This window comes from Achromobacter sp. EB05 (assembly GCF_044232075.1).
Lineage (GTDB): Bacteria > Pseudomonadota > Gammaproteobacteria > Burkholderiales > Burkholderiaceae_B > Achromobacter > Achromobacter dolens.
In genome coordinates, this window is sequence record NZ_CP155917.1 from 741,044 (window position 1) to 750,789 (window position 9,746).

Annotated in this window: 14 protein-coding genes; 12 read left to right on the forward strand and 2 right to left on the reverse strand. The window is 67.7% G+C overall.

Annotation, left to right across the window (positions count from 1 at the left end; all coding sequences use genetic code 11):
• Window positions 1-6: 6 nt before the first annotated feature.
• On the reverse strand, window positions 7-387 hold the full coding sequence (locus tag AAID08_RS03405; protein WP_054503458.1) for a hypothetical protein: 381 nt from the start codon (window positions 385-387) through the stop codon (window positions 7-9).
• Window positions 384-1,484, reverse strand: coding sequence for a type III secretion system gatekeeper subunit SctW (gene sctW, locus AAID08_RS03410; RefSeq protein WP_395757353.1), 1,101 nt, complete (start codon window positions 1,482-1,484; stop codon window positions 384-386). Before sctW ends, AAID08_RS03405 begins: the two co-directional genes overlap by 4 nt.
• 280 nt (window positions 1,485-1,764) lie before the next feature.
• Here sctW and AAID08_RS03415 point away from each other — a divergent pair, with 280 nt between their 5' ends.
• From AAID08_RS03415 to AAID08_RS03470, 12 genes are all read left to right on the forward strand, one after another.
• Window positions 1,765-2,433 (forward strand): hypothetical protein, encoded by a 669-nt coding sequence (locus AAID08_RS03415; protein WP_395757354.1) that lies wholly within the window; start codon window positions 1,765-1,767, stop codon window positions 2,431-2,433.
• A 137-nt stretch (window positions 2,434-2,570) separates the two neighbouring features.
• Window positions 2,571-3,173 carry a hypothetical protein gene (locus AAID08_RS03420; protein ID WP_064526212.1) on the forward strand — a complete coding sequence of 201 codons (603 nt, stop codon included), beginning with the start codon at window positions 2,571-2,573 and terminating at the stop codon, window positions 3,171-3,173.
• Window positions 3,174-3,211: 38 nt separating this feature from the next.
• Window positions 3,212-3,508: a hypothetical protein gene (locus tag AAID08_RS03425; RefSeq protein ID WP_054503462.1), complete on the forward strand. Its 297-nt coding sequence runs from the start codon at window positions 3,212-3,214 to the stop codon at window positions 3,506-3,508.
• Window positions 3,509-3,539: 31 nt separating this feature from the next.
• On the forward strand, window positions 3,540-4,052 hold the full coding sequence (locus AAID08_RS03430) for a SycD/LcrH family type III secretion system chaperone (RefSeq protein WP_054503463.1): 513 nt from the start codon (window positions 3,540-3,542) through the stop codon (window positions 4,050-4,052).
• A gap of 50 nt (window positions 4,053-4,102) precedes the next feature.
• On the forward strand, window positions 4,103-4,975 hold the full coding sequence (sctB, locus tag AAID08_RS03435; RefSeq protein WP_054503464.1) for a type III secretion system translocon subunit SctB: 873 nt from the start codon (window positions 4,103-4,105) through the stop codon (window positions 4,973-4,975).
• 25 nt (window positions 4,976-5,000) lie between these two features.
• Window positions 5,001-6,227: a type III secretion system translocon subunit SctE gene (gene sctE / locus AAID08_RS03440; protein WP_054503465.1), complete on the forward strand. Its 1,227-nt coding sequence runs from the start codon at window positions 5,001-5,003 to the stop codon at window positions 6,225-6,227.
• A 53-nt stretch (window positions 6,228-6,280) separates the two neighbouring features.
• The gene (locus tag AAID08_RS03445) at window positions 6,281-6,727 is read left to right on the forward strand and encodes a tetratricopeptide repeat protein (protein WP_064526271.1); all 447 of its coding nucleotides are present in this window, start codon (window positions 6,281-6,283) and stop codon (window positions 6,725-6,727) included.
• A 72-nt stretch (window positions 6,728-6,799) separates the two neighbouring features.
• Window positions 6,800-7,174, forward strand: coding sequence for a tetratricopeptide repeat protein (locus tag AAID08_RS03450; protein ID WP_269873789.1), 375 nt, complete (start codon window positions 6,800-6,802; stop codon window positions 7,172-7,174).
• A 142-nt stretch (window positions 7,175-7,316) separates the two neighbouring features.
• Complete coding sequence (gene sctI, locus AAID08_RS03455; protein ID WP_395757355.1) at window positions 7,317-7,637, forward strand: type III secretion system inner rod subunit SctI; 321 nt, start codon at window positions 7,317-7,319, stop codon at window positions 7,635-7,637.
• Window positions 7,637-8,479, forward strand: coding sequence for a type III secretion system inner membrane ring lipoprotein SctJ (gene sctJ / locus AAID08_RS03460; protein WP_054503469.1), 843 nt, complete (start codon window positions 7,637-7,639; stop codon window positions 8,477-8,479). The genes sctI and sctJ overlap by 1 nt, the downstream gene beginning before the upstream one ends.
• 2 nt (window positions 8,480-8,481) lie before the next feature.
• A complete protein-coding gene (locus tag AAID08_RS03465) occupies window positions 8,482-9,138 on the forward strand; it encodes a SctK family type III secretion system sorting platform protein (protein ID WP_372415471.1) in 657 nt (218 codons plus the stop codon).
• A complete protein-coding gene (locus tag AAID08_RS03470; protein WP_054503471.1) occupies window positions 9,108-9,746 on the forward strand; it encodes an HrpE/YscL family type III secretion apparatus protein in 639 nt (212 codons plus the stop codon). The genes AAID08_RS03465 and AAID08_RS03470 overlap by 31 nt, the downstream gene beginning before the upstream one ends.

Genomic DNA, 9,746 nt, shown 5'->3' on the forward strand with positions numbered 1-9,746 from the left:
TCAGGGTCAGTTGGCGCGCGCGTCGTCGAGCCAGCGCGCCAGCGTGTCCGCCGCGCGTCGCAGCTCGGCGGCGTCGGCCTGGTCGGCGGGCAATCGGGTCAGCGCCAGCAAACGGGGAATGCCGTCCTGCTCGCGCAGGGCGGCCTGCACCGGGTAGCCAGCCAGGCGCGAATGGTGCGCCCGCCGCCAGGCCTGCAGCAGGCGCGTCGGGGCGTCATAGGGCACCGGATCCGAGACGTAGACCAACACTTCGCCGTCGGCCGCCTCGATGACGACCCGACGGCCCGAATCCAGTTGCAGCGCCAGGTTGCCGTGCGGCCCCAGGGCGAGCCGCCCCAGGCCGATGGTCTCGCCGAAGGCGCCCAGGGCGCGATCCAGGCTGTTCATTCGTATTCCTCGTCGATGGCCGCGTCCAGGGCCAGTTGCGCCGCGCCCAGGACGGACTGGCGGGCATCCGGGTCGGGGTACATCGGCAGCGGCAGGTCCTTGAGCACCGCGCGCACGCCGCCCAGGAAGGTGATGCGCGCGGCGACGCTGTCGGCGCCGTGGCTGGCGGCCAGGGCCTTGAAGCGCGATTCGGAGATCCACTTCTCGTTGCTGACGTTGACCAGGTCGCGCATCAATTGATCGGCCGTCAACGGCTTGCCGTGCTCCCGCGCCATCTTTTCACCCAGTTCGCCGCAGCCGTCCAGCACGGTGACTGCCACGCCCAACTGATACAGATCCTGCATCAGCGCCTGCAGCCGGTCCGGGCTGGTGGACGGCCGCGCCGCGGCCAGGTCCTGGCCGAGGGCCTGGATCAGTTGCTGCAGGCCGCGGCCCACGTCCTTGCCGCCGAAGCGCTCCAGCGCCAGCGTCAGGGTCTTGGCCAGCGACGCTTCGCCGAGCACTACGTCCTGGTAGGTGCGCTGGAAGTCGGCCACGCCGCGGGCGTCGTCGGCATAGCCGGCGGCCGCGCCGATGGTGTTCAGGCTGGCGCGGATCTGCGGGCCGCTTTCCAGTTCCAGGTCGGCCAGCGCCTCGCGCAGGCCGTCCAGTACGTCCTCGGGCGCGCCGTCGCGTTCGCCCTGGCGCAGCGCGTATTGCAGCCCAAGGTACTGGCCGGCGGCATCGCCGAAGGCCCGGGCGGCGGCCTGGCGCGGGTCGGCCTGGCCGGCCAGCAGATGACGCGCCAGCTCGATCAGCTTTTCCTGCGCGTCGGCGTCGTGCGACTCGGCCAGGTAGGCCACGATGGCCTCGGCGCTGAGCATCTGCAGCGGGGCGTCGCGGCCGATCTTGCGTTCCGCGTGGTGCTTGTCCTCGGTCTTCTCGGCCATGTGCAGGCTGAGTTCCTCGGCGGAATCGGCCAGCGAGACCTCGCCGTCGACGGCCGTGGCGGCCTGGCCCAGCATCGTGCCGACCTGCTGCTGGCCGTTCTGGGGGGCGGCTTGCGAGGTCGTGGACGAGAAAGCGGAAGGGGGCAGGCCGGCGTCGATACGGTTCATGAAGGCGCGAGGAACGGCGGACGAAGGCCGCGCACAGTCAGGGGTAGTAACGGATGGGCGGGGAAAGTTCCATCATCGGCTGATGGAACCGAGGCAGGGGTTTGGTTACCAACACGGCATGCGGGCATTCCGGGGCGATCGGCAGCGGAATGCGAAGGTCTTTCAGGGTTAACCCGGGTTTCGCGCCCAAGGCGGCGGGCCCGTCGGCGCAAGGAGAGCGAATATGTCCACGGTAAGCGGTGCGGGTGCCAGCGGTATTGCGGGTATGGATTTTCAGGGCATGGATCTGGAAACCGCCCTGCTGGCGGTGCAGAACCAACGGGCGCAATTGCTGGAGAATTCGCTGCGGCAGCAACTGGATTCGGTCAACGCCCGCAATGCGCAGATGGCGGGCTTGAACGAGTCGATCACCGCCAAGGGCGCCGAGAACAACAAGCTGGAGGCGTCCAATGTGTCGATGCAACAGCAGATCGCCGAGCTCAAGGATCTGCAGGGGCGGCTGGCGGCCAGCAAATGTCCCAATCCCGAAGGCTGGTACGGCCTGTCCTGGGGGCAGGGCGATGACAAGGCGCTGTCCCACGCCACCCTGGACCAGATCAAGCAGGCCGGGCTGACCGTGCCGGCAGGCGCCGATGCGCCGCGCGACGTGGATCGCAACGGCACGATGGATGCCAAGGGCCGCGTGGTGCAGGACTGGGTCGACCAGATCTCGGCCAAGGTGGCAGGCCTGGAGGCCAGCATCAAGGAAAACACCGCCAGCATCGAGACCAACAAGAACGAAATCGCCACCGCCAAGAACCGAGTGGACGCCCTGGGTAATACCCAGCAGATGGAAATGCTGCGGCTGCAGGGATTGACCAACAAGCGCAATGAAGCATTCGACGTGATGACGAACTTCGTCAAGAAGATGCAGGACAGCCGTTCGTCCATCATCGGCAACATGCGTTGAGGGCAAAAAGGCGGCATGGATGTGGAACTCGCGCGACGGCCCGGTTACTCAAGCTGCATGCGGGGCCGGTAACTGCCGGCGCCAGGGGAAAACCCGAGGCCACTGCCGCCGGAACCCCTTACCAATTGGAGATAGGCATGAATTCACCCGTGGGCGGCGCGAACGGCGCCGGCAGCATCGGCGGCATCGACATTTCGGGCATGGACCTGGAGACCGCCCTGATGGCGGTCCAGAACGAGCGCGTCAAGTTGCTGGATGCCCAGTTGCAGAACCAGATCAAGGAAGTGCAGGGCCGCAACGAGCAGATCGCCAAGCTGAACGAGGCCATGAACAGCCTGAACGCGCTCGCGGGGTTGTTCAAATCCGGCAAGGACGGCGCGACCAAGATGCAGGATGGCGACATTCCGGACTGGAACAAGGCGGGCACCGCCAATGACAACCGCTACAACCAGATGCGCGACGCCATGTGGAAGGCGATGGGCGATGCCGGCATGGACCTGAATACCGACAAGTACCAGTTGCAGGTGGACGGTGGCATCAGCAAGGTCACCAAGGGCAGCCTCGATACCGCCATCCAGGCCATCAAGAACAAGGTGGATGCGTTGTCGAACACGCAGCAGATGGACATGACGCGCCTGCAAGGCATGACCAACAAGCGCAATGAGGCGTTCGATGTGATGACGAACTTCCTCAAGAAGATGCAGGACAGCCGTTCGTCCATCATCGGCAACATGCGTTGACCAGCCCCACTCATTTTTCTCCATCCCGGAACCGCGCCATGAGTCTCAAGAAAACCGCCGAACAGATCCACGCCGAAGCCGAGCGCGTGCTGGATGACGCCCGCCGAACCCTGGAGCGGGCCGATGATTTCTACCGTGACCAGGGACTGGATCCGGAGAAAGTGCGTGCGGTGACGGCCGCCCGCCTGGGGCCCAAGGAACGGGAGCAAGCCGAGACCCTGGTGCGGCAGGATCTGGAGGCCATCGAGGCCGAAGTGGCGCAGGAAATGGCGCGCCAGCGCTTCGCCAGCGCGCCGGCCTCGGGCGGCGTGAAGAAAATCCGCCCGATGGTTTAAGTCCCAAGGCCGTCCCCCCAAGGAGATCCCGATGAGTCTGACTCCGGAAGAGAACGCTGCGCTGACGCAGAACCTGACCGCGGCCATGGAAGAGGCCACCGGCGGCCTGGCCAGCTACCTGCGTGCGGGCGGCAAGCTCGGCGATGTACTGGGGCTGACGGGCGCCGAACTGCAAGCGATGTACTCGCTGGGTCACGCCCTGTACGAGCAGCAGCGCTACAGCGAGGCCTTCAAGGTGTTTTCCGCGCTTGTCACGTATGACCATACCGAGCCGCGCTACGGCCTGGCACTGGCTGCCGCCAACCGTATGCTGGGACGCCACGAGGATGCGCTGCGCCAGTACCTGCCGGCCATCATGGCGGATCCGCTGGACCCCGCGCCGCTCTACTACAGCGCCGAGTCGCTGGTGGAGATGGGCCGCACCGACGAGGCCATCGAGGCGTTGGATACCGTCGATGCCCTGTGCGAAGGGCAGGAGCGGCACGCGGCCGTGGCCGCCAGGGCCAGGATGTTGCGCGGGGCGTTGACGGGGCCGCGGGCCTGAAGCATGTCCCGCGCCGGTGGCGCTGGATAACCAGTTGAGGGAGTCACTCCATGAACATCAATTCCGCGGGCGGCGCCGGCGCCAATCTGCCGCAGAATCTCGACGACTTGGCCTCGTCGCCCGACGTTATCAAGAGCGTTCTGGAGAACGCGCAGAAGATCGCTTCGGAAAACGAGGCGATCAAGCAGAAGCTGCTGGGCGCCATGGGGGCGGCCGGCCCGGTCGATCCCAAGGATCTGGCGCTGATCAGCGCCGAGATCGGCCAGAAGCTGCAGGACACGCTTGGCGGCCTGCGCGGCCTGCAGGCGCCGGAGGTGCCGCGGGGCGCCGACGCCGGCGACGCGTTCAACGCCCTGTCGCGGTTGAGCGAACAGGACGTGCAGACGGATATCTATGCCTTCATGGCGTTGTTCCAGCAACTGGCGCAGACCATGCGCAGTTCGGCCCGCGAAATGCGCGCCAACGAACTGCAGGCTCAGGTCGACACCCTCAAAGGGGCCGCGCAGGAAATGCGCGATGCCGCCAAGGAACGCATGATCGGCGCGATGACGCAGGGCGCGTTCCAGATCGCGGGCGGATTGTCGCAGATCGGCTCGGGGGCGATGCAGTTGCGTGTGTTGAACAAGGGCGGCGATGGCGCCGAGTCGCGCGCCCGCAGTTACTCGGACACTGGTGGCGGCCTGTCTGGCGTGGCTGGTGGCATCGGTACCATGATCAATGCCGCCCAGGAGCAGAAGGCGGCCGAACACGATGCGCGCCGTTCCGAACTGGAGGCTCAGTCCAAGGTGCACGAGTCGGGCATGCAGCAGGCTGGCGAGATGGCGCAGCAGATGATGGACGTGATCCGCGACGTGCGTGACAAGCTGGCGTCGATCGAACAGTCCCGCATGGAAACGAACCGCGGCATCGCCCGCAATATCTGAGTCCGCTAACCACGGGGAAGCCGACATGACTTCGATCTCTTCCAATCCCGCCGGCATCGGCGCCGGGGCGTTGCCGGGCAACGAAGGAATGCCGCCGGACGCCGGCGCGCAGGCGGCCCAGGCCACGGCCCGGGTGCGCGAGCTGCTGGACGCCTTCGTCGGCATGGCTGGTTCGCTGCCGACCGGCAAGGCGGCGGGCCAGCCAGCCGGCAGCGATGGCCTGTTCAATGGCAACGGCGCGCCGACGCTGGAGCCGCCGGCGCAGTCGTTCTCCGCCAACGACATGATTGACCTGCTGCGCAGCATCCGTTCCAAGTCGGACGAGGCACAGATCTCGAGCGCCAAGGAGAACCTGGCGACAGCGCGCACCAAGATGGAAAAGAACAATGAGGCGCAACTGCAGAAGATCCAGGACTACGTCAAGAAGTGCGAGGAGGCCGCGAGCAAGGGCATCCTGGGCAAGATCTTCGGCTGGATCGGCAAGATCGCCGCGCTGATCTTCTCGGCCATCGCCGTGGCCGTGCTGGCTGCCGGCGCGGTGGCCTCGGGTGGCGCCGCCACGCCCTTGCTGGCCCTGGCCGTGATGGCGCTGATCAGCTCGACGATTTCATTGGCGGACCAGATTTCCAAGGAATGCGGCGGGCCGGAAATCAGCCTGAGCAATCTGATGACGACCATCGCCAGCAAGTTCCTGCAGGCCTGCGGCGTCGACGAGGAAACCGCGCAGCGCATCGGCAAGGTGGTGGCCGGCGTCATGGGCTTGGCCTCGCCCGCGCTGCTGATGATCGAACCCGGACTGCTCGGCAACCTGGCGGGCGGCGTCGCCGAACTCGCGGGCGCCGACAAGACCACCACCATGGCTTTGACGATGGCCTTTTCCCTGGCGGCTACCATCGCCGTCGGCGCCGTAACTATCGCGGCATCCGGCGGGGCGTCCGCCGTCAGCACGATGGCGCGGGTGGTAAGCGCCGCCGGCCAGATCACCCAGGGCGCGACACAGGTGGCGCAAGGCTCGATCAATATTTCCGTGGCCAAGACCAAGAACGAAGCCGACAACATCCAGGCGGACAAGAAGGAAATGGACGCCTATGCCCGCAAGCTCCAGGCCAGGATGGAAGAGGCCCAGGAGGAGATAACCAAGGTGATCAAGCAGATGGAAGACGGCCTGCGCCTGGTGTCGCAGATGATCAACGGCGCCGCCGACAGCATGTCCCAGATCACCGCCAACATCGGCAAGCGGATGGCGGTCTGATGCCGCAGCCGCAACCGAACCCGCATCGAGGAATGGAAATGGCCGATAGCGCAATGGAACGTGACGAGTTTGGCGAGGCGCTGTACCGCGGAATGGAGGCACTGCCGTCCAACGCCCGCCTGACGCCGGAGCAGCTCGAGGTGGTGTATGCGCTGGCCTACGCCCACGTGGCGCAGGAACACTACGCGCAGGCACTCCCGGTCTTCGCGTTCCTGGCGCAGTACGGCCCGACGCGCAAGCACTACCTGATTGGGTTGGGGCTGTGCCTGCAGATGCTGGGGCGCGCGGAAGAGGCCGTCACCATCTATTCGCTGGTACTGACGCTCTATCCCGATTCGTTGCCCACGGCGTTGCGGATCGCAGAGTGCCAATTGGCATCGCGCCAGTTCGATCAGGCTCGACGCACCCTGCAACTGCTGAGCGCGGCAGACGCGCCGCCGCAGGTGCGAGCGCGAGCCGAGGCATTGTTGCAACTCTCTTCGCGCGAGGCCGCGTCATGAAAGATGAACGATAGCGCCGCTCATTCCGTGTCGACCTCAGCGGATCAAGCCGTCTCCCAGGAGACGGCTGTTGTGCTTTCTGCGGATGACGCCCGTCTGCTGGCCGAGGTCGGCTTCCTGGCCGCGGGCGCGGGCGACAGTGCCCGCGCGGAGACCATATTCAACGCCTTGCGCCGCCTGCGGCCCGACCGCGCCTATCCGGTGGTGGGGCTGGCGGTGGCATGGATGAATGCCAGTCGCGCGCCGGATGCGGTGCGTCTGCTGGAAAGCGTGGTGATGGCCGATCCCGCCGAGCGGATCCTGCTGGACGCGTGGCGCGGGTTCGCACTGCAACTGGCCGGCCGCCGCGCGGAAAGCACGCGTCTGCTGGAAACGTTGGCCGAGGGCGGGACCGAGGGCGCGCGCCTGGCGCGCGCCCTGTTGGGGCTTGCCCCGGCCGACGGCTGAGGCGGGAACCGGTGATTTTTCGATCGATATTCTGGAACTAGGGACCATGGAAATCACAGCGCTCGCCGCCACTTTGCCGCCGTTGGCGAACACGCCAGGCGTACAGCCGTCAGAGCTTGCCGCCCAGCGGTTCGCCGCGATCATGAACGCGCCCGAACCGCAGGCGCCCGCGCTTACCGGCCTGCAGGCCGCGCTGCAGACTGCCTTCACGCCCGCGGTCGACGCCGCCCCGGCCACGCTCGGCAACCAGATCCTGGCCAGCCTGCGCAACACCACCACCGAGTATTCGGAAAAGTGGCAGAACATCTCGGGCCGCCTGGACGCCATGTCGTCGGCGCCGGCGATCGCCGACATGCTGCGGCTGCAGGCCGACCTGGTGCAGGTGTCGGTGCAGTACGAACTGGTTGGCAAGGCCGTCTCGCGCACCACGCAGAACATCGATTCGCTCGTCAGGATGTCCTAATGCACGCCGTTTCAACCCTGTCTCTTCCCGTCGCGTCCGATCGCGGCGCGGCCTCGGCGCTGTTGCGGCTGCGCTGGCTGGTGCTGGGCCTGGCCTTGCTGCTGGCCGCCTGCGGCTCGCGCGTGGAATTGTTCTCGGCCGCCAGCGAGAGCGAGGCCAACGAAGTCCTGTCGGTGCTGCTGGATGCCGGCATCGCCGCGCAAAAGGCCACCACCAAGACCGGCGTGGCGGTGTCGGTGGATGGCCAGCAGGTGGCGCGCGCGCTGGACATCCTGCGCGCCCGCGGCCTGCCGCGTGAACGCTTCGACGGCATGGGGCAGATCTTCCGCAAGGAGGGCCTGGTGTCGTCGCCGCTGGAAGAACGCGCGCGCTATATCTACGCGCTCTCGCAGGAACTGACCAACACCCTGTCGCAGATGGACGGGGTGCTGGCCGCGCGGGTGCACGTGGTGCTGCCCGAACGCGGCGGCGTCGGCGAGAACACCACGCCGTCGACCGCGGCGGTGTTCATCAAGCACCAGGCGGGCTACAACCTGGACGCCCTGCAGCCGCAGATCCGCAAGCTGGTCACGCACGCGATTCCCGGGCTGACCGAGGACCGCGTGTCGATCGCGCTGGTGTCGGCGCAGCCCGCCGCGGTCTCGGGCGGCGGACACGCCACGCGGCAGGTGCTGGGCATCGAAGTGGGCGAGGGCTCGTCGGTCACGCTGCTGGCATGGCTGGCGCTGCTGATCCTGCTGGTGCTGGCCCTGGCCGGCGCGCTGGCCTACGTGCTGTGGCGCTACGGCGTGCCGGGCCGGACCCGGCCCGAGCGCCGCGAACCCGTGTCCGAGGCCCGCTGACGATGGCGCCCGCATCGGCGGCGCTGGACCGCAGGCTGGTTGAATTCAACCAGTTGCCCAGCCGCACGCTGCACCCGAGCCGCCACGCGGTCTACGCGCCGCCGGCCGCGCTGGCGGCGATTGCCGCCGCGCCCGCGTTGGCGCCGGCATGGCATCGGCATTGGTCGCGCGAGATCCTGGACGCGCTGGGCCTCTGGCAACGCCCGGTGACCGATCCCGATCGTCCCGAACTGGCGCTGGCGCTGCTGGCGCCGGACGCGCTGGCGCAGTGCGCGCGCCGGCTGGGCGCGGTGCTGTGCGGCCCGCGGTTGCGTCGCGCCATCGCCGGCGACGAGGTGAGGGCGCTGATCGCGCATCTGGGCGCGGACCTGCTGGAATTCACCCGCCGCACCGCCACGAGCCTGCATGACGGCCTGGCCGACAGCGCCGCCTGGACGCTGGCCGAGACCACCGCGGCGGTGGACGCGCTGGGCCAGGGCGCGCTGCGCGCGGCCCTGAGCGGCGCCGGTCCCGAACTGGCGCGACGCGCCGAACTGAAACTGCCCGACCTGCCCGCGCCGCCCGCGCCCCTGCCCGCGCCGCAGGCGCTGGCGCTGGGCCTGTCGCTACTGAAGAAAACGGAGCCCGCATGGCTTTCCTCATTCCCCGCGATCCGCTGACGCCGCGCGCCGCGGCCGGCCGTGTCGACCCCGCCGCGCGCGTGTTGCGCGGCGCCGAGCTGGCGGCATGGGCCGATGCCGAACAGTTGCTCGCGCAGGCGCGGGCGCGGGCCGACGAGATCGTCGGCGGCGCCCAGGCGGCATTCGAGGCCGAGCGTCAGCGCGGTTACGAAGAGGGTCGCGAGGCGGCGCTGCTGGACCAGGCCGAAAAGATGATCGAAACCGTCGGTCGCACGGTCGAGTATTTCGCCGGCGTCGAGAACGAGATGGTGGAACTGGTGATGTCGGCCGTGCGCAAGGTGGTGGATGGCTTCGACGACCGCGAGAAGGTCATGGTGGTGGTGCGCAACGCCCTGGCGGTGGTGCGCAACCAGAAGCAGATGACCCTGCGGCTGAACCCGGCCGAGGTCGACACGGTGCGCGAACAGATCAACGACCTGCTGGCCGCCTATCCTGGCGTGGGCTATCTCGACATCCTGGCCGACGGCCGGCTGGCGCGCGGCGCCTGCATCCTCGAAAGCGAGATCGGCATGGTCGAGGCCAGCCTGGAAGGACAACTCCAGGCGCTGCGCCAGGCCTTCCAGCGCACCTTGGGAAGCCGGGTATAG

What these genes read in the sequence shown, in the direction of transcription:
- AAID08_RS03405 (WP_054503458.1), bottom strand. Translation starts at nt 387, where the DNA reads ATGAACAGCCTGGATCGCGCCCTGGGCGCCTTCGGCGAGACCATCGGC.
- sctW (WP_395757353.1), bottom strand. Translation starts at nt 1,484, where the DNA reads ATGAACCGTATCGACGCCGGCCTGCCCCCTTCCGCTTTCTCGTCCACG.
- AAID08_RS03415 (WP_395757354.1), top strand. Translation starts at nt 1,765, where the DNA reads ATGGATCTGGAAACCGCCCTGCTGGCGGTGCAGAACCAACGGGCGCAA.
- AAID08_RS03420 (WP_064526212.1), top strand. Translation starts at nt 2,571, where the DNA reads ATGAATTCACCCGTGGGCGGCGCGAACGGCGCCGGCAGCATCGGCGGC.
- AAID08_RS03425 (WP_054503462.1), top strand. Translation starts at nt 3,212, where the DNA reads ATGAGTCTCAAGAAAACCGCCGAACAGATCCACGCCGAAGCCGAGCGC.
- AAID08_RS03430 (WP_054503463.1), top strand. Translation starts at nt 3,540, where the DNA reads ATGAGTCTGACTCCGGAAGAGAACGCTGCGCTGACGCAGAACCTGACC.
- sctB (WP_054503464.1), top strand. Translation starts at nt 4,103, where the DNA reads ATGAACATCAATTCCGCGGGCGGCGCCGGCGCCAATCTGCCGCAGAAT.
- sctE (WP_054503465.1), top strand. Translation starts at nt 5,001, where the DNA reads ATGACTTCGATCTCTTCCAATCCCGCCGGCATCGGCGCCGGGGCGTTG.
- AAID08_RS03445 (WP_064526271.1), top strand. Translation starts at nt 6,281, where the DNA reads ATGGAACGTGACGAGTTTGGCGAGGCGCTGTACCGCGGAATGGAGGCA.
- sctI (WP_395757355.1), top strand. Translation starts at nt 7,317, where the DNA reads ATGAACGCGCCCGAACCGCAGGCGCCCGCGCTTACCGGCCTGCAGGCC.
- sctJ (WP_054503469.1), top strand. Translation starts at nt 7,637, where the DNA reads ATGCACGCCGTTTCAACCCTGTCTCTTCCCGTCGCGTCCGATCGCGGC.
- AAID08_RS03465 (WP_372415471.1), top strand. Translation starts at nt 8,482, where the DNA reads ATGGCGCCCGCATCGGCGGCGCTGGACCGCAGGCTGGTTGAATTCAAC.
- AAID08_RS03470 (WP_054503471.1), top strand. Translation starts at nt 9,108, where the DNA reads ATGGCTTTCCTCATTCCCCGCGATCCGCTGACGCCGCGCGCCGCGGCC.